Raw genomic sequence first — 16,787 nt, 5'->3', positions numbered from 1 at the left:
GGGGGTGCGGGCGGTGGGGGTGGGGGGTCATTCGGCGGCTCGGAGGGCGGCGTGCAGCTCCTGGAGCGGGCGGACCTGCATGTCGCCCCGGATCCGCGCCTCGATGCCCATCACCGCCGCCGCCGCACCCGGCACCGTGGTGATGCACGGGATGTCCGCCGTGACGGCGGCGCTGCGGATCTCGTAGCCGTCCGAGCGGGCGCTCGCGCCCGAGCCCTGCGGAGTGTTGATCACCAGCGCCACGTCGCCGCCGAGGATCAGCGACACCGCGTCCTCGCCCCCGCCGGACTCGTAGTGCTTGCGGATCTGCTCGCAGGCGATGCCGTGCCGGCGCAGCACCTCCGCCGTGCCGGTGGTGGCGACGATCTCGAACCCCAGGTCGGCCAGGCGCTTGATCGGGAAGATCATGCCGCGCTTGTCCCGGTTGGCGACCGAGACGAAGATCTTCCCGGCGGTCGGCAGCGAGCCGTACGCGGCCGACTGCGACTTGGCGAAGGCGTGCCCGAAGGCGGTGTCGATGCCCATCACCTCGCCCGTGGACTTCATCTCCGGGCCGAGCAGCGAGTCCACGCCCTTGCCGGTGGGGGTGCGGAACCGCTTGAACGGCAGCACCGCCTCCTTGACCGCGATCGGGGCGCCGGCCGGCAGCGAACCGCCGTCCCCGGTCGCCGGGAGCAGCCCTTCGGCGCGCAGCTCGGCGATGGTGGCACCCAGCGCGATCCGGGCCGCCGCCTTCGCCAGCGGCACCGCCGTCGCCTTGGAGACGAAGGGCACCGTCCGGGACGCGCGGGGGTTCGCCTCCAGCACGTAGAGCACGTCGTCCTTAAGCGCGTACTGCACGTTGAGCAGGCCCCGCACGCCGACGCCCCGGGCGATCGCCTCGGTGTAGCGGCGCACCTGGGCCACGTGCGAGCCCGCCAGGGTGATCGGCGGCAGCGCGCAGGACGAGTCGCCGGAGTGGATGCCGGCCTCCTCGATGTGCTCCATCACCCCGCCGAGGTAGACCTCCCCGTCCGCGTCGCAGAGCGCGTCCACGTCGATCTCGATGGCGTCGTCGAGGAAGCGGTCGACCAGCACCGGGTGGTCCGGCGAGATCTCGGTGGCCCGCCCAATGTAGTCACGCAGCGTGGCGTCGTCGTAGACGATCTCCATGCCCCGCCCGCCCAACACGTACGACGGCCGGACCAGCACCGGGTAGCCGATCTCGTCGGCGATCGCCTTCGCCTCGTCGTACGAGGTGGCCATGCCGTGCGCCGGCGCGCGCAGCCCGGCCCGGGCCAGCACCGCCCCGAACGCGCCCCGCTCCTCGGCCAGGTGGATCGACTCCGGCGAGGTGCCGACGACCGGCACGCCCGCGTCCTTCAGGCGCTGCGCCAGGCCCAGCGGGGTCTGCCCGCCGAGCTGGACGATCACCCCGACCACGCCCGGCCCGCCGGCCGCCCTGCCGGAGGAGTCCTCGGCGTGCCAGACCTCCAGCACGTCCTCGAAGGTCAGCGGCTCGAAGTAGAGCCGGTCGGCGGTGTCGTAGTCGGTGGAGACGGTCTCCGGGTTGCAGTTGACCATCACGGTCTCGAAACCGGCACCCGTGGCGGAACCCGCGCCTGCGGCGCCCTGGGCGGCAGTGCCGACCGGCGCGCTTCGCAGCGCCTGTACCGCGTGCACGCACGAGTAGTCGAACTCGATGCCCTGGCCGATCCGGTTCGGCCCGGAACCCAGGATCATCACCTTCGGCCGGGCCGACGGCACGACCTCCGTCTCCTGGTCGTACGTCGAGTAGTGGTAGGGCGTGGTCGCCTCGAACTCGGCGGCGCAGGTGTCCACCGTCTTGTAGACCGGGCGGACGTCGAGGCGGTGCCGCAGCGTCCGTACGCCGTCCTCGGCGGCCAGCTCCGGACGCAGCGCGGCCAGCTGCCGGTCCGACAGGCCGGCCCGCTTGGCGCGGCGCAGCAGCTCGGCGTCGAGCACCGGGGCGTCCACGATCTCCGCGCGCAGCTCGACGAGGGCGGCGATCTGGTCCAGGAACCAGGGGTCGATCCCGCCGGACGCGGCGGTGACCTCGGCGATCGACGCGCCGAGGCGCAGCGCCCGCTCGACGGTGTAGAGCCGGCCGTCGTGCGGCATCCGCAGCGCGTCGAGGGTGTTCTCCTTCGTCGCGCCGGCCGGGTCGGGCAGCGTCCAGAACCCGCCCGCCTTCGTCTCCAGCGACCGCATCGCCTTGTTCAGCGCCTCGCTGAAGTTGCGGCCCAGGCTCATCGCCTCGCCGACGGACTTCATGGTGGTGGTCAGCTCCGGGTCGGCGCCCGGGAACTTCTCGAACGCGAACCGGGGGATCTTCACCACCACGTAGTCCAGGGTCGGCTCGAACGCCGCCGGGGTCTTCAGGGTGATGTCGTTGGGGATCTCGTCGAGGGTGTAGCCGATGGCCAGCTTCGCGGCGATCTTCGCGATCGGGAAGCCGGTGGCCTTCGAGGCCAGCGCCGACGACCGGGACACCCGGGGGTTCATCTCGATCACCACGATCCGGCCGTCGGCCGGGTTGACGGCGAACTGGATGTTGCAGCCGCCGGTGTCCACCCCGACCTCGCGCAGCACCGCGATGCCCAGGTCGCGCAGCCGCTGGTACTCACGGTCGGTGAGCGTCATGGCCGGGGCGACGGTGACGCTGTCGCCGGTGTGCACGCCCATCGGGTCGACGTTCTCGATCGAGCAGACCACCACGACGTTGTCGTGCCGGTCGCGCATCAGTTCGAGCTCGTACTCCTTCCAGCCGAGCACGCTCTCCTCGATGAGCACCTCGTGCACCGGGCTGGCGGCCAGCCCGTCGCCGGCGATGCGGGCCAGGTCCTCCGGGGTGTGCGCCATGCCGGAGCCGAGGCCGCCCATGGTGAACGACGGCCGGATCACCACCGGCAGGCCCAGTTCGGCGACCGTCGCCTCGACCTCCGCCATCGAGTGGCAGACCCGGGAGCGGGGCACCAGGCCCGCCGGGTCGTCGACACCCAGGCGTACGCCGGCCTTGGCGACGATGTCCTTGAACAGCTGCCGGTCCTCGCCGCGGTTGATCGCCTCGATGTTGGCGCCGATCAGCTCCACGCCGTACTTGTCGAGCACGCCGGCCTCGTGCAGGGCGACCGCGGTGTTCAGCGCGGTCTGCCCGCCGAGGGTGGGCAGGATCGCGTCGGGGCGCTCCTTGGCGATCACCAGCTCGACGAACTCCGGGGTGATCGGCTCGACGTACGTGGCGTCGGCGAACTCGGGGTCCGTCATGATCGTCGCCGGGTTCGAGTTGACCAGGCTGACCCGGATCCCCTCGCTGCGCAGCACCCGGCAGGCCTGGGTGCCGGAGTAGTCGAACTCGCAGGCCTGCCCGATCACGATCGGCCCGGAGCCGATCACCAGGATGTGCTTGAGATCGGTCCGCTTAGGCATGTGTGCGCCCCTCGCTCTGGGTCCGGCCCTCGATGAGCTCGGCGAAGCGGTCGAAGAGGTAGTCCGCGTCGTGCGGGCCGGCCGCCGCCTCCGGGTGGTACTGGACGGTGAAGGCGGGCACGTCCTTCGCCCGCAGCCCCTCGACCACGTTGTCATTGAGGCAGACGTGTGACACCTGGACGCCACCGAACTCGGTCTCGATCACCTGGTCGGGGACGACCGCCCCGGCCACGGCGCCCGGCACCTGGACGGCGAAGCCGTGGTTGTGGCTGGTCACCTCGACCTTGCCGGTGACCCGGTCGAGCACCGGCTGGTTGATGCCCCGGTGGCCGTAGCCGAGCTTGTAGGTGCCGAAGCCGAGCGCCCGGCCGAGGATCTGGCTGCCGAAGCAGATGCCGAACAGCGGCACCCGCCGGCGCAGCACCTCCCGCGCCAGGGCCACCGGCGCGTCGGCGGTGGCCGGGTCGCCCGGGCCGGGCGAGAAGAAGACCGCGTCCGCGCCGGTGGCGAGCAGGTCGTCGATGGTGGAGCCGGCCGGGAGCACGTGGGTGGTGACGCCCCGCGCGGCGAGCCGGCGCGGGACGTTGCGCTTGATGCCCAGGTCCAGCGCGGCGACCGTGAACCGGTGCTCGCCCTCGGCCGCCACCACGTACGGCTTCTCGGTGGTGACCTCGGCGGAGAGGTCCGCGCCGACCATCTCCGGGGCCTGCCGCACCCGGGCCAGCAGCGCCCGCGGGTCGGTCTCGACGCTGGAGATGCCGACCCGCATGGCGCCGCGCTCGCGCAGGTGCCGGGTCAGCGCCCGGGTGTCCACGCCGCTGATGCCGACCACGCCCTCGGCGGTCAGCCGCTCCTCCAGCCCGCCGGTGGCGCGCCAGTTAGAGCCGATCCGGGCCGGGTCGCGGACCACGTAGCCGGCGACCCAGATGCGGCCCGACTCGTCGTCCTCGCCGTTGACGCCGGTGTTGCCGATGTGCGGGGCGGTCTGCACCACCACCTGACGGTGGTAGGACGGGTCGGTCAACGTCTCCTGGTAGCCGGTCATGCCGGTGTTGAAGACCGCCTCGCCGAAGGTCTCCCCGACGCTGCCGTACGCCTCACCGTGGAACGTGCGCCCGTCCTCCAGCACGAGGATCGCGGGCCTCCGCTTCGTCATAGAACAGCCTTTCCGTCCAGGACCGTCGGCTCGCCGCGCAGGAAGGTCGCCACGATGCGACCCGGCAGCGTCATGCGGGCGTACGGGGTGTTGCGGCTACGGCTGGCAAGCTCCGCCGGCTCGATGGTGCGGCGGGCGGCCGGGTCGACCAGGGTCAGGTTCGCCGGCACGCCGGGCGCCGGGTCGAGGCCGTGCCCCTCCAGCCCGGCGATCCGGGCCGGGGTGCGCGACATCCGCTCGGCGATCAGGTCCCACTGCGGGCCGAGCACGTCGAGGGCGATCGACAGCGCCGTCTCCAGGCCGAGCATCCCCGGCCGGGCGTACGCCCACTCGCACTCCTTGTCCTCCACCGCGTGCGGGGCGTGGTCGGTGGCGACGATGTCGATCACGCCCTCGACCAGGGCCGCCCGCAGCGCGGCGACGTCGGCCGCGGTGCGCAGCGGCGGGTTGACCTTGTAGACCGGGTCGTAGGTCTCGGCCCGGGAGTCGGTGAGCAGCAGGTGGTGCGGGGTGACCTCGGCGGTGACCCGGACGCCCCGGGCCTTGGCCTGGCGCAGCACCTCCACGCTGCCGGCGGTGGAGACGTGGCACACGTGCAGGCGGCTGCCGACGTGCTCGGCGAGCAGCACGTCCCGGGCGATGATCGCCTCCTCGGCGACCGCCGGCCAGCCGGTCAGGCCGAGCCGGGTCGAGACCTCGCCCTCGTGCATCTGCGCGCCCTCGGTGAGCCGGGGCTCCTCGGCGTGCTGGGCGATGATCCCGTCGAACGCCTTCACGTACTCCAGCGCCCGGCGCATCAGCCTCGGGTCGGCGACGCAGTGCCCGTCGTCGGAGAAGATCCGTACCCGGGCCGCCGAGTCGGCCATCGCGCCCAGCTCGGCGAGGTGCTCGCCGGCCAGGCCGACGGTGACCGCCCCGATCGGCTGCACGTCCACCAGCCCGGCCTCCCGGCCGAGGCGCCAGACCTGCTCGACCACGCCGGCGGTGTCGGCCACCGGCGAGGTGTTGGCCATCGCGCAGACCGCGGTGTAGCCACCGAGCGCCGCCGCCCGGGACCCGGACTCGACGGTCTCGGCGTCCTCCCGGCCGGGCTCGCGCAGGTGGGTGTGCAGGTCGACGAGGCCGGGCAGCGCGACCAGCCCGGTGCCGTCGACGACGGTCGCCTCCGGCGCGTCCAGCCCGGCGCCGACGGCCGCGACGACGCCGTCGCGGATGAGCACGTCGGTCGGCGCGGCGCCGACGACGCTGACGTTGGAGATCAGGTACGAGCTCACCGGTTGTTCCCCCCGAGCAGCAGATAGAGGACGGCCATCCGCACGGAGACCCCGTTGGCGACCTGTTCGACGATGGTGGAGCGGGGCGAGTCGGCCACCTCGGGCGTGATCTCCATCCCCCGGTTCATCGGTCCGGGGTGCATGACGATCGCGTGCTCGGGCAGCCGGCGCATCCGCGGGCCGTCCAGGCCGTAGCGGCGGGCGTACTCGCGGGCCGACGGGAAGTAGGAGGCGTTCATCCGCTCGCGCTGCACCCGCAGCATCATCACCACGTCCGACTGCGGCAGCACCGCGTCGAGGTCGTAGGAGACGTCGGTGCCGGGCGCGAGCGCCTGCGCGATGTGGACGGGGATCAGTGTCGGCGGCCCGACCAGGGTCACCTTGGCGCCGAGCGTGGACAGCAGCAGGACGTTCGAGCGGGCCACCCGGCTGTGCAGGACGTCCCCGACGACCGCGACCGACAGGCCGGCCAGCCGCCCCAGCCGGGAGCGCATCGTGTACGCGTCGAGCAGCGCCTGGGTCGGGTGCTCGTGGGTGCCGTCGCCGGCGTTGACCACCGAGCCGTCGACCCAGTCGGCGAGCCGGTGCGGGGCGCCGGAGGCGGGGTGCCGGACGACCACGGCGTCGGCCCCCATCGCCTGGAGGGTCAGCGCGGTGTCCTTCAGGCTCTCGCCCTTGGTCACGCTGGAGCCCTTGGCCGAAAAGTTGATCACGTCGGCGCTGAGCCGCTTCGCCGCCGCCTCGAAGGAGATCCGGGTGCGGGTGGAGTCCTCGTAGAAGAGGTTCACCACGGTGCGCCCGCGCAGCGCGGGGAGCTTCTTCACCTCCCGGCCGGCGACCGTGGCCATCTCGGCGGCCGTGTCCAGGATCTCGGTGGCGGTGGCGGCGTCCAGGTCGGCACCGGAGAGCAGGTGCCTGATCATGAGGGGGTCCCCCCGTACAACCTGACCTCGTCGGTGCCGTCGGTCTCCGCGAGGGTGACCTTCACGCTCTCCGCCAGGGACGTCGGGATGTTCTTGCCGACGTAGTCGGCGCGGATCGGCAGCTCGCGGTGGCCGCGGTCGACCAGGACGGCGAGCTGGACGGACGCCGGCCGCCCGACGTCGTTGAGCGCGTCGAGCGCGGCCCGCACCGTGCGGCCGGAGAAGAGCACGTCGTCGACGAGGACGACCCGCTTGCCGTCGATGCCGCCGGGCGGCACCTGGGTCGGCCCGACCGCGCGGGTGGCGTGCCGGCGCAGGTCGTCGCGGTAGAGGGTGATGTCGAGCACGCCGACCGGGACGGTCACGTCCTCGAAGGTGCTGATCCGGGCGGCGAGCCGCTTCGCGAGCGGGGCGCCCCGGGTGGGGATGCCCAGCAGCACCGTGTTCGCGGCGCCCTGGGTCTTCTCCAGGATCTGGTGGGCGATGCGGTCGACCACGCGCTGGACGTCGGCGCTGGCGAGGATCACCTTCACCGAGGGTTGTCGCGGCGGCGACGGCTGGGCAGCAGGTGGGTAGGCCACGGCGGACCTCCTTCCCCGCCTCACGGGACGGGTCGTTAAAGGACGTCGGATGCCGGTACCGGGACGCGAGCGGCCCGGACCGGGGCTTCCCGCCACGTTACCAGTGGTCACCGCACTGACCGTCGCCGGCCACTGACCCCCTGGTCAGCCCGGCGAAATGGGGACAACTCCCCCGGTGATCCCAACGGTAAGGTCACGACCACTTGACCAGTTGTACCAATCCCCGTACCGTCACGCTCCGTAGCGACCCCTGGGAGAACCCCGAGCAGCACTGGGAGTGTTTAATGCCCTCTGAATACGCCAAGTCTCTGGGCGCCCGCCTGCGCTCCATCCGTCAGCAGCAGGGCCTGTCCCTGCAGGGCGTGGAGGAGAAGTCGAACGGGCGGTGGAAGGCGGTGGTGGTCGGCTCCTACGAGCGCGGCGACCGCGCCGTCACGGTGTCGCGCCTGGCCGAGCTTGCCGACTTCTACCGTGTTCCCGTCTCGGAGCTGCTGCCCGACGGCAGCGGGGTTCGCCACGAGCCCACCAGCAAGATCGTCCTCGACCTGGAGCGGCTCTACGACGAGGCCTCCGAGGACCTCGCCTACGTCGCCCGGTACGCGCGTGCGATCCAGCAGCAGCGCGGTGACTACAACGGCCGCGTGCTCTCCATCCGCGCCGACGACCTGCGCGCGCTCGCGATCGTGTACGACGCCTCGCCGTCCGGCCTGATCGAGCGGCTCACCGAGCACGGCGTGCTGGTCGCCGACCCGCGGGCGTTCTTCGCCAGCTGACCAGGAACGCGAGAGGGGCCCGTGCCGGACGGCACGGGCCCCTCTCGTCGTCGTTCGTGTCGCGTCCCGCCTGTTGAGCAGGCCGGCTGTGACGCACGTCCGGGTGTGACGTGCGCCGCGTCAGCGGGTGGCGTACTCGGCGATGCGGCCGAGGATGCCGTTGAGGAAGCGCGGCGAGTCGTCGGTCGACATCTGCCGGGCCAGTTCGACGGCCTCGCTGATGGCCACCGCGTCGTCGATCTCGTCGACGTAGAGCAGCTCGTAGACCGCGATCCGGGCGAGGTTGCGGTCGACCGCCGGCATCCGGTCCAGCGTCCACCCCTCGGCGTAGCTGGCGATCACCTCGTCGATCCGGTCGAGGTGGGCGGCGACGCCCTCGACGAGGCTCACCGCGTATCCCAGGTGCTCGGGTCGGGGCTTCTCGATCCGCTCGATGTAGCCGGCGAGCACCTCGACCGGCGGGCGGTCCCGCAGGTCGGCCTCGAAGAGCACGTCCAGCGCCCGCTTACGCGCCTTGCGGCGCGCAGGCATCTGCTGCTTGGGACCCTCGGCCATCAGGCGCGGCCGAGGTAACGGCCGTCGCGGGTGTCGACCTTGATCTTCTCGCCGGTGGTGATGAAGAGCGGCACCTGGACCGTCGCGTCGGTCTCGACGGTGGCCGGCTTGTTGCCGCCGGTCGACCGGTCGCCCTGCAGGCCCGGCTCGGTGTAGGTGACTTCCAGCACGACGCTGGTCGGGAGCTCGATGTAGAGCGGGACACCCTCGTGGGTGGCCACGGTCGCCTCAGCCTCGGGCAGCAGGTAGTTCGCCGCGTCACCGACGGTGGCACCCGGCACGTTGATCTGGTCGAACGTCTCCAGGTCCATGAAGACGTAGTCCTCGCCGTCGGCGTAGAGGTACTGCATGGTGCGCTTGTCCACGGTCGCGGTCTCGACCTTGGTGCCCGCGTTGAAGGTCTTGTCGACCACCTTGCCGGACAGCACGTTCTTCAGCGTGGTACGCACGAACGCACCACCCTTACCGGGCTTGACGTGCTGGAACTCGACGACGGCCCAAAGCTCTCCGTCGAGGTTGAGTACCAGGCCGTTCTTCAGGTCGTTGGTGGTGGCCATTTCCTGCCTTGATCATCAATTGGCGGACAGACCTGGCAAGTCTACTAGTTGCGTCGAACGCCGCTGTCCGCCGCTTCCCGCCGCCCTTCCCGCCGCCCTTCCACCTCCCTTCCGCCACTCTCCCGCCGCCCGCCCGCTCGCGACGCCTTCCGCCGCGCCCCACCGTCACCGCGCCGGCCCAGCCACCTTGCGGGGTTACCGGCGACAACCCACGTCGGCGCTCACACTCCGTAAGCCGCCACGCTCCCCAGCAGAACCCCTCCACGCTCCCTTTGCTCTGCACCCATGGAGGCACCAGTTACGCATGGTCACTTTGTCGCCTCCGGCAACGATTCGCCGTCGACAAGAAATCCCAGCTCAGAGCGGTGGTGCGAATTCGGATGCAGAGCAAAGCGTCGGAGGGGCAGGGAGCACGAGCCGCAGCGGCGGTAACCGGCAGTAACGAAGGTAGATGTCACTCACCGTCACGACGGCTGGAGCGCAGAGCGCGCCACCGGCACTCATCTCGCCGCTCCCGCACGCGACGGGCGGGACGGGCGGGACGGGCAGTGCGGGACGGGCAGTGCGGGCGAGCGGGACGGGCGGGAGCGGGGAGGGCAACCGGGGGTCAGCGGATCTGGGCGGCCAGGTGGTGCAGGGCCAGGCGGTAGCCGTCGACGCCGAGGCCGCAGATCACCCCGGTCGCCACCGCCGACACCACGGAGTGGTGCCGGAACTCCTCGCGGGCGTGGATGTTGGAGATGTGCACCTCGACCAGCGGCCCGCGCAGCATGGCGCAGGCGTCCCGGACCGCGTACGAGTAGTGCGACCAGGCGGCGGGGTTGAGGACCACTGCGGCGCCCTCGTCGGCGGCGGCGTGCAGCCAGCCCAGCAGCTCGTGCTCGGCGTCGGTCTGCCGGACCGTCACGTCCAGGCCCAGCTCCCGCCCGGTCGACTCGCAGAGCGCCACCAGGTCCGCGTAGCTGGTCGCCCCGTAGACGTCCGGCTGCCGGGTGCCGAGCCGGCCCAGGTTCGGGCCGTTCAGCACGTGGACCTTCACGCGGCCACCTCGCGGTAGGCCGCCTCCAGCAGCTCGTCGTCCGGGCCCTCCAGGATCGCCGGCCGGGCCAGCCCGTCCAGTACGACGAAACGCAGCTGGTTGCCCCGGGCCTTCTTGTCCACCCGCATCGTGGCGAGCAGTCCGGGCCAGGCCTGCGCGGGATATCTGGTGGGCAGGCCGAGCGCCGCCATGGCCGTCCGGTGCCGCTCGGCGGTGGGGGCGTCCAGCCGCCCGGCCAGTCGGGCCAACTCACCGGCGTAGACGACGCCGACCGACACCGCGTGGCCGTGCCGCCAGCGGTAGTCCTCCGCCTTCTCGATGGCGTGGGCCAGGGTGTGACCGTAGTTGAGCACCTCCCGCACGCCCGACTCGCGCAGGTCGCCCGAGACCACGTCGGACTTCACCCGGATCGCCCGCTCGATCAGCTCGCGGGTCACCGGGCCGGTCGGGTCGGTGGCCGCCGCCCGGTCCCGCTCCACCAGGTCGAGGATCACCGGGTCGGCGATGAAGCCGCACTTGACCACCTCGGCCAGACCGGCGGCGAGGTCGGCCTGCGGGAGGCTGTCCAGCGTCGTCAGGTCGGCGAGGACGCCGACCGGCGGGTGGAACGCCCCGACCAGGTTCTTGCCGGCGGCGGTGTTGATCCCGGTCTTGCCGCCCACCGCCGCGTCGACCATGCCCAACAGCGAGGTCGCCACCGGAACCCAGCGCACCCCCCGCAGCCAGCAGGCCGCGACGAAGCCGGCCAGGTCGGTCACCGCGCCGCCACCGACGCCCACCACCGCGTCGGTACGGGTGAAACCCGCCTCGCCCAGCCGGTCCCAGCAGGTCGCCGCCACGTCGATGCGCTTGCCCGCCTCGGCGTCCGGCACCTCGATCAGCAGCGGTGCGACGCCGGCGGCGCGCAGCCGCCCGCCGATCGCGTCCGCCAGTTCCTTCAGTGGGTGCGCGTGCAGCACGGCCACCCGGGTCGCGTCCGGCAGCAGCCCGGGCAGCGCGTCGAGCAGGTCGCGTCCCACCAGCACGTCGTACGGGCGCTCGCCGCCGACCGGGATCCGGGTCACCTCGTCCATCGCCGGCAGCCTAGTCCAGCCGCCCGATCCGAGGGGGGAACTGTCCACTTCGTGGCCACCGTTCCCGCGCCGGGGCGGGACCGCGCGGGCCGCCCCCGGGGCGGGATCACCCGGGCACCCGGGCCGCCCACGCGGCCAGCCCTCGAGCGTGCGCGGCGACCTCGGCGCGCAGGGCCTCGGGGCGTACGACGGTGAACGGCCAGCCCAGCCCCGCGAGCAGCTGGGCCATCCCGGCCAGGCTCTCCGCGCGGGCGCGCAGTAGTACGCCGCCGTCGGTCGCGCTCAGCTCGGCCACGCTGGGCGGCAGGCGGCGTCGCGCGGCGGCCAGGTCGGCCTCGAGCAGCACCTCGACGTCGTGGGCGTACGGGACGCGGGCCAGCGAGCGGGTCACCTGGGCGACCGGGTCGAAGCCGGCGGGCACGGTGAAGGTCTCCTCCCCCGGCAGCACCTCCCCGATCCGGTCCAGCCGGAACGTGCGCACCTCCCCGCGCAGGTGGTCGTGGCCCGTGACGTACCAGCGGCCGGAGTGGAAGACCAGCCCGTACGGGTCGAGCTCCCGGCGGGTCACCGTGCCGGAAGAGGAACGGTGCTCCAGCCGTACCCGGCGCCGGTGCCGAGCGGCGGCGCCGAGGGTGAGCAGCGTCCCGGTCGCCGGCCGGGGCTGCGGCGCCGATCGCCGCGGGGTGAAGCCGAGGTGCTCCTGCACCGCCGCGAGGCGGTCACTGAGCGTGGGCGGGAGCACCCTGCGGATCTTGGCCAACGCGGTCGCGGTCGCCGGTCCTTCGGTGCCCAGCCCGAGCCGCTCGGCGGCGACCAGACCGAGCAGCACGGCGACGGCCTCGTCGTCGGTGAGCATCAGCGGCGGCAGCTTGTAGCCGGGGCGCAGCCGGTAGCCGCCGTGGCGGCCCCGCTCGGCAGCGACCGGGATGCCCAGCTCGGCCAGGGTCGCGGCGTAGCGGCGCACCGTGCGCCCGTCCACCCCCAGCCGGCGGGCCAGCTCCGCCCCGGTGAGCCGGTGGTGGCTCTGGAGCAGTTCGAGCATGCCGAGCACCCGGGCGGCGGGATGCGACACGGACCACTCCTTCAAAGCGGGCGGAAAGCGTCCGGATTCGATCGTACGGTGGTCGCGGACGACGAGAGAGGGAGGCCGCGATGGCGACGTTCGTGCTGGTGCCGGGGTTCTGGCTGGGCGGTTGGGCGTGGCGCGACGTGACCGCGACGCTGCGCGGGCAGGGCCACGAGGTGCACCCGGTGACGCTGACCGGGGTGGCCGAGCGCGCCCACCTCGCCGGCCCGGAGGTCGGCCTGGAGACACACACGACCGACATCGTCCGGTTGATCGAGGTGGAGGAGCTGCACGACGTCGTGCTGGTGGGCCACTCCGGCGGCGGGCTGCCGGTGACCCAGGCGGCGGACCGCCTCGGCGAGCGGATCGCCCGGGTGGTCTACGTGGAGAGCGGGCCGATGCCCGACGGCATGTCGCAGTTCGACAGCAACCCGCCCGAGGAGCAGGAGCGGCTGCGCGCCGAGATCGGCGACGGGCACCTGCTGCCGCCGCCCGCGTTCGACCCGGCCCAGGACCCGCAGAACCTGGCCGGGCTGGACCCGGCCGCACTTGCGCTGCTGCGGCGGCGGGCCACCGCCCACCCGCTGCGCGCCGCCACCGACCCGGTCCGCCGCACCGGTGGGCGCGCGGTGCCGACGGCCCTGGTGGCGAGCACCTTCCCGCTCGCGGTGGTCGAGGACATGATCGCGCAGGGCCACCCGTTCTTCGCCGGGCTGGCTGGCGGCCGGCTGTACGCGCTGCCCACCGGCCACTGGCCACTGCTCAGCGAGCCGAAGGGACTGGCCGACGTGCTCGACGACATCGCCCGCGAGTGACACGGCCGCCGGGGTCCCGGGGCCCGCGGCGGTGCGGGGCTCAGCGCTTGAGGAGCGCGGCGATCTCGGCGGCGATCTCCGCCGGTTCCCGCCCGTCGGTGACGACCGTGGCGGTGGCCACCTCGGCGTAGAGGGGACGGCGCTGGTCCAGCAGGTACTTCAGCGTCGCCCGGGGGTTGATCGCCAGCAGGGGGCGGCCCCCGCCGAGCCCGACCCGCTTCACCGCGTCGGACAGCTCCACGGAGAGGTGGACCACGGGGTGCCCGACCAGGGCAGCGCGGTTCTCCTCGGCGAGGATCGCGCCGCCGCCGAGGGCGAGCACGCCCCCGCACGAGGCCAGCGCCGCCGCCACCGCCGCCCGTTCGAGGGTACGGAAGTGGTCCTCACCCTCGTCGATGAAGATCTCGGAGATCGGCTTGCCGGCCAGCCGCACGATGTCCAAATCGGTGTCGCGGAACTCCACGCCGAGCAGCTCGGCCAGCGCCAGCCCGACGGTGGTCTTGCCCGAGCCGGGCGCCCCCACCAGCACGCAGACCGGCGCCATCAGCGGCACCGCCGAACCGCCGCGCGCCCCGCCCGCCGAACCGCGCTCACCGGATCACCAGGGCGTCGAGGTAGCTGGCCAGGTTGCGGCGGATCTCGGCGACCGAGTCGCCGCCGAACTTCTCGGTGGCGGCTTCCGCCAGCACCAGCGCCACCATCGCCTCGGCGACGACGGCGGCGGCGGGCACGGCGCAGACGTCCGAGCGCTGGTTGATCGCGGTGGCCGGCTCGCCGGTGGTGACGTCCACCGTCGCCAGTGCCCGGTTCAGCGACGAGATCGGCTTCATCGCGGCCTTCACCCGCAGCGGCTCGCCGGTGGTGATGCCGCCCTCCAGCCCGCCGGCCCGGTCGGTGACCCGGCGTACGCCGGTGGCGGTGGGGATGATCTCGTCGTGCGCCTCGGAGCCACGCGAGCGCGCCTGCTGCCAGCCGTCGCCGATCTCCACGCCCTTGATGGCCTGGATCGACATGAGGGCGGTCGCGAGCCGGGCGTCGAGCTTGCGGTCCCACTGCACGTGGCTGCCCAGGCCCGGCGGCACCCCGTACGCCAGCACCTCGACCACGCCACCCAGGGTGTCGGCGGCCTTCTTCGCGGCGTCGACCTCGGCGACCATCCGGGCGCTGGCCTCCGGGTCGAGGCAGCGCAGCGGGTCCGCGTCGATGCGGTCGGCGTCGGCGGGCGTGGGGCGCAGCCCGGGCTTGGCGGCGACCGGGCCCAGCTCCACCACGTGCGAGACGACCTCGATGCCGAGGGCCTGCCGGAGCAGCGCCTTGGCGACCGTGCCGACGGCGACCCGGGCGGCGGTCTCCCGCGCGCTGGCCCGCTCCAGGATCGGCCGGGCGTCGGTGTGGCCGTACTTCTGCATGCCGGCCAGGTCGGCGTGCCCCGGGCGGGGGCGGGTGAGCGGCGCGTTGCGGGCCTGGCTGGCCAGTTCCTCCGCGTCGACCGGGTCGGCGGCCATCACGGTGCGCCACTTGGGCCACTCGGAGTTGCCGACGCGGATCGCGACCGGGCTGCCGAGGGTCGCCCCGTGCCGCAGCCCGCCGATGACCTCCACCTCGTCCTGCTCGAACGACATCCGCGCACCCCGGCCGTAGCCGAGCCGGCGCCGGGCCAGCTCACCGGCGATGTCCCCGGTGGTCACCTCGACGCCGGCGGGCACGCCCTCGAGCATCGCGACGAGGGCGGGACCGTGCGATTCCCCTGCAGTCAACCAGCGCAACACAGCGGTCAGTCTGTCACGCCCGGTGGCGGCCGCCGTGCGGTGCCCGCCGCGTCCCGCCCTGCGGACGCGGCACGGCCAACCGACGGCCCCGCCGCGACCGCCGGGTGGCCCGCCGCCCGGGCACACCCGCCGGTAGGACCCGCGCGGCCCCGGAGGCCGCGAGGTCCGTGCCCAGGGGCGATCCCGGGCGGCGCGGGCTCAGATGCCCCGGCCGCGTTTGTGCAGGGTACGCAGCACCGCGTCGGCGCGGACCATCCGCCCGGCGACGGCGAGGGCCAGGTACGCCCTCGGCTCGCGCGGGTTGCGCCGGATGGTGTGCCGGGCCCAGCGCATCGCGCCCCGCCGGTCGCCGGACGCGGCACGGGCGAAGGCGATCTGCCCGGTGACCCGCGCCTCGCCGGCCGGCTGGGTGCCGAATTCCGGGTAGCGCTCCAGCAGCCACTGCAACGCCTCGGAGATGGTGTCCCAGCGCTGCGCGAAGTAGGACCGCTTGTGCCAGCGCACCAGCACGTACGGCGTGCGCAGGTTGACCAGCGGCGCGCTGCGGGCGGCCCGCAGCAGGAACTCGTAGTCCTCCGCGTAGCTGCCCGGGATCTCCTCGTCGACCAGCCCGAACCCGTCGCGCAGCGCGGCGGCGCGGATCAGGAAGGTCGACGGGTGCAGCTCCGTCATCCGGTCCCGCAGCAGGTCGGCCAGGGTGACCGAGTCCTTCGGCAGTGCCCGGTCGACGGTGTGCCCGTCGTAGCTGACCCGGATGCCGCAGCTGACGAACTCCGCGTCGGGGTGGGCGGCGAGCGCCTCGACCTGGGCCCGCAGCTTGCCGGGCAGCCACTCGTCGTCGTCGTCGCAGAACGCGACGAGCTCGCCGGTGGCCGCCAGGACGCCCGAGTTGCGGGCGCCGGCCAGGCCGGGGGCGCGCTCGTTGCGGATGACCCGGACCAGCCGGTCCGGGCGGGACAGCTCGGCCAGCGAGGCGTCCGGCTCGGACTGGTCGTAGACCACCACCACCTCGATCGGGCCGGGGTGGTCCTGGTCGAGGATGGCGCGTACGGCGGCCCGGAGCAGCTCCGGGCGGTCCCGGGTGGGCACCACCGCGCTCACGCTCGGGTGTTCGGTCATCGCCGCTCTCCGTTCCGGGCCGGCCGTGCCCACGGCCGCCACCTCGTCCGCTGCCGTCGTCCGGTCGACGCGGCCACCAGGTCCTCCACGATCCGTCCCACCTGCTCGACCGCCGCGCGGCGCGCCCGGGACGCGTCCGGGTCGGCCGCGACGGCGAACCGCGACGGGTCGGCGAGGCCTGCGGTGAGCGCCTCGAACAGCGCCTCCCGGGTCTCGGCCAGCGCCACCATGCCGGCCGCGCCCAGGCGACGGGCGAACAACTGCTGGTGGTCGTCGACGTGTTCGCCCCGGGTCGGATCCCGTGGGACGACGATCGGCAGGTGACCGTGCCGGCGGGCCTCCAGGATGGTGGCCGGGCCGCCGTGGCAGACCACGAGGTCGGCCTCGGCCATCGCCGTCTGCAGCTCGTCGTGACCGAGGAAGGGCATCGCCCCGGGCACCCCGGGGGCCCGGGTGTGTCCGTGCTGGACGGTCAGCCCGACGTCCTCGGCGACGGCGGGATGCCACTCCTCCAGCCAGCCGACCAGGCGGTCGAACGGGTGTTTGTCGGTGCCGACGGCGACCAGCAGCCGGGCCTGCGCGAGGCCGCCGGAGTCGCGCGGCCGGGGCACCCGGGTGGCGGGCGCGGGCCGGGGACGGCCGGGGGCGACGCGGTGGA

Annotated in this window: 16 protein-coding genes; 2 read left to right on the top strand and 14 right to left on the bottom strand. The window is 73.4% G+C overall.

From position 1 onward, the window contains the following. Window positions 1-27: 27 nt before the first annotated feature. The 5 genes from carB to pyrR are packed head-to-tail and all read right to left on the bottom strand — an operon-like array spanning window position 28 to window position 7,363. Complete coding sequence (gene carB / locus ABZ573_RS23205; RefSeq protein ID WP_358120836.1) at window positions 28-3,429, bottom strand: carbamoyl-phosphate synthase large subunit; 3,402 nt, start codon at window positions 3,427-3,429, stop codon at window positions 28-30. Further along, window positions 3,422-4,585: a glutamine-hydrolyzing carbamoyl-phosphate synthase small subunit gene (gene carA, locus ABZ573_RS23200; RefSeq protein WP_327027752.1), complete on the bottom strand. Its 1,164-nt coding sequence runs from the start codon at window positions 4,583-4,585 to the stop codon at window positions 3,422-3,424. The genes carB and carA overlap by 8 nt, the downstream gene beginning before the upstream one ends. Then, on the bottom strand, window positions 4,582-5,859 hold the full coding sequence (locus ABZ573_RS23195) for a dihydroorotase (protein WP_132240166.1): 1,278 nt from the start codon (window positions 5,857-5,859) through the stop codon (window positions 4,582-4,584). Before ABZ573_RS23195 ends, carA begins: the two co-directional genes overlap by 4 nt. Continuing rightward, the gene (locus tag ABZ573_RS23190) at window positions 5,856-6,782 is read right to left on the bottom strand and encodes an aspartate carbamoyltransferase catalytic subunit (protein WP_121395245.1); all 927 of its coding nucleotides are present in this window, start codon (window positions 6,780-6,782) and stop codon (window positions 5,856-5,858) included. Before ABZ573_RS23190 ends, ABZ573_RS23195 begins: the two co-directional genes overlap by 4 nt. Beyond that, complete coding sequence (gene pyrR / locus ABZ573_RS23185; protein WP_151456799.1) at window positions 6,779-7,363, bottom strand: bifunctional pyr operon transcriptional regulator/uracil phosphoribosyltransferase PyrR; 585 nt, start codon at window positions 7,361-7,363, stop codon at window positions 6,779-6,781. The genes ABZ573_RS23190 and pyrR overlap by 4 nt, the downstream gene beginning before the upstream one ends. A gap of 284 nt (window positions 7,364-7,647) precedes the next feature. Between pyrR and ABZ573_RS23180 the strand changes: the two genes are divergently transcribed. After that, window positions 7,648-8,136, top strand: a complete 489-nt coding sequence (locus tag ABZ573_RS23180; protein ID WP_013285505.1) for a helix-turn-helix domain-containing protein — start codon at window positions 7,648-7,650, stop codon at window positions 8,134-8,136. Window positions 8,137-8,256: 120 nt separating this feature from the next. Here the strand turns inward: ABZ573_RS23180 and nusB are convergent, their stop codons facing one another. The 5 genes from nusB to ABZ573_RS23155 all read right to left on the bottom strand — a co-directional run bounded on the left by nusB (window position 8,257) and on the right by ABZ573_RS23155 (window position 12,432). Continuing rightward, window positions 8,257-8,667: a transcription antitermination factor NusB gene (nusB, locus tag ABZ573_RS23175; RefSeq protein ID WP_172896683.1), complete on the bottom strand. Its 411-nt coding sequence runs from the start codon at window positions 8,665-8,667 to the stop codon at window positions 8,257-8,259. 23 nt (window positions 8,668-8,690) lie between these two features. Further along, on the bottom strand, window positions 8,691-9,248 hold the full coding sequence (efp, locus tag ABZ573_RS23170; protein WP_132240163.1) for an elongation factor P: 558 nt from the start codon (window positions 9,246-9,248) through the stop codon (window positions 8,691-8,693). Between the two features lie 607 nt (window positions 9,249-9,855). After that, on the bottom strand, window positions 9,856-10,287 hold the full coding sequence (aroQ, locus tag ABZ573_RS23165) for a type II 3-dehydroquinate dehydratase (protein WP_358120830.1): 432 nt from the start codon (window positions 10,285-10,287) through the stop codon (window positions 9,856-9,858). After that, entirely contained in the window at window positions 10,284-11,360 is a 1,077-nt protein-coding gene (gene aroB / locus ABZ573_RS23160) for a 3-dehydroquinate synthase (RefSeq protein ID WP_358120827.1), read from the bottom strand. The genes aroQ and aroB overlap by 4 nt, the downstream gene beginning before the upstream one ends. A gap of 106 nt (window positions 11,361-11,466) precedes the next feature. Next, window positions 11,467-12,432: a YafY family protein gene (locus ABZ573_RS23155; RefSeq protein ID WP_358120824.1), complete on the bottom strand. Its 966-nt coding sequence runs from the start codon at window positions 12,430-12,432 to the stop codon at window positions 11,467-11,469. 80 nt (window positions 12,433-12,512) lie between these two features. Between ABZ573_RS23155 and ABZ573_RS23150 the strand changes: the two genes are divergently transcribed. Next, window positions 12,513-13,241 (top strand): alpha/beta fold hydrolase, encoded by a 729-nt coding sequence (locus tag ABZ573_RS23150; protein ID WP_358120822.1) that lies wholly within the window; start codon window positions 12,513-12,515, stop codon window positions 13,239-13,241. A gap of 40 nt (window positions 13,242-13,281) precedes the next feature. On the opposite strand, the gene ABZ573_RS23145 is transcribed toward ABZ573_RS23150, so the two are convergent. From ABZ573_RS23145 to ABZ573_RS23130, 4 genes are all read right to left on the bottom strand, one after another. Next, window positions 13,282-13,785, bottom strand: coding sequence for a shikimate kinase (locus tag ABZ573_RS23145; protein ID WP_358120921.1), 504 nt, complete (start codon window positions 13,783-13,785; stop codon window positions 13,282-13,284). A 46-nt stretch (window positions 13,786-13,831) separates the two neighbouring features. Then, window positions 13,832-15,010, bottom strand: a complete 1,179-nt coding sequence (gene aroC, locus ABZ573_RS23140) for a chorismate synthase (RefSeq protein WP_358120819.1) — start codon at window positions 15,008-15,010, stop codon at window positions 13,832-13,834. 198 nt (window positions 15,011-15,208) lie between these two features. Continuing rightward, window positions 15,209-16,129 carry a glycosyltransferase family 2 protein gene (locus ABZ573_RS23135; protein WP_151457204.1) on the bottom strand — a complete coding sequence of 307 codons (921 nt, stop codon included), beginning with the start codon at window positions 16,127-16,129 and terminating at the stop codon, window positions 15,209-15,211. Then, complete coding sequence (locus ABZ573_RS23130) at window positions 16,126-16,740, bottom strand: glycosyltransferase (RefSeq protein WP_358120918.1); 615 nt, start codon at window positions 16,738-16,740, stop codon at window positions 16,126-16,128. Before ABZ573_RS23130 ends, ABZ573_RS23135 begins: the two co-directional genes overlap by 4 nt. Window positions 16,741-16,787: the final 47 nt, after the last annotated feature.

Origin of the sequence: Micromonospora sp. NPDC007220, assembly GCF_040634035.1 — a bacterium.
Taxonomy (GTDB): domain Bacteria; phylum Actinomycetota; class Actinomycetes; order Mycobacteriales; family Micromonosporaceae; genus Micromonospora; species Micromonospora reichwaldensis.
The sequence above is the reverse complement of the archived record's forward strand: the minus strand, read 5'-3'. Positions and strand labels throughout refer to the sequence as shown.

Excerpts from the sequence above, each read along its gene's own strand:
- nusB (WP_172896683.1), bottom strand. The coding sequence starts at position 8,667 with ATGCCTGCGCGCCGCAAGGCGCGTAAGCGGGCGCTGGACGTGCTCTTC.
- ABZ573_RS23135 (WP_151457204.1), bottom strand. The coding sequence starts at position 16,129 with ATGACCGAACACCCGAGCGTGAGCGCGGTGGTGCCCACCCGGGACCGC.
- ABZ573_RS23145 (WP_358120921.1), bottom strand. The coding sequence starts at position 13,785 with ATGGCGCCGGTCTGCGTGCTGGTGGGGGCGCCCGGCTCGGGCAAGACC.
- carA (WP_327027752.1), bottom strand. The coding sequence starts at position 4,585 with ATGACGAAGCGGAGGCCCGCGATCCTCGTGCTGGAGGACGGGCGCACG.
- carB (WP_358120836.1), bottom strand. The coding sequence starts at position 3,429 with ATGCCTAAGCGGACCGATCTCAAGCACATCCTGGTGATCGGCTCCGGG.
- ABZ573_RS23150 (WP_358120822.1), top strand. The coding sequence starts at position 12,513 with ATGGCGACGTTCGTGCTGGTGCCGGGGTTCTGGCTGGGCGGTTGGGCG.
- efp (WP_132240163.1), bottom strand. The coding sequence starts at position 9,248 with ATGGCCACCACCAACGACCTGAAGAACGGCCTGGTACTCAACCTCGAC.
- ABZ573_RS23190 (WP_121395245.1), bottom strand. The coding sequence starts at position 6,782 with ATGATCAGGCACCTGCTCTCCGGTGCCGACCTGGACGCCGCCACCGCC.
- ABZ573_RS23180 (WP_013285505.1), top strand. The coding sequence starts at position 7,648 with ATGCCCTCTGAATACGCCAAGTCTCTGGGCGCCCGCCTGCGCTCCATC.
- aroB (WP_358120827.1), bottom strand. The coding sequence starts at position 11,360 with ATGGACGAGGTGACCCGGATCCCGGTCGGCGGCGAGCGCCCGTACGAC.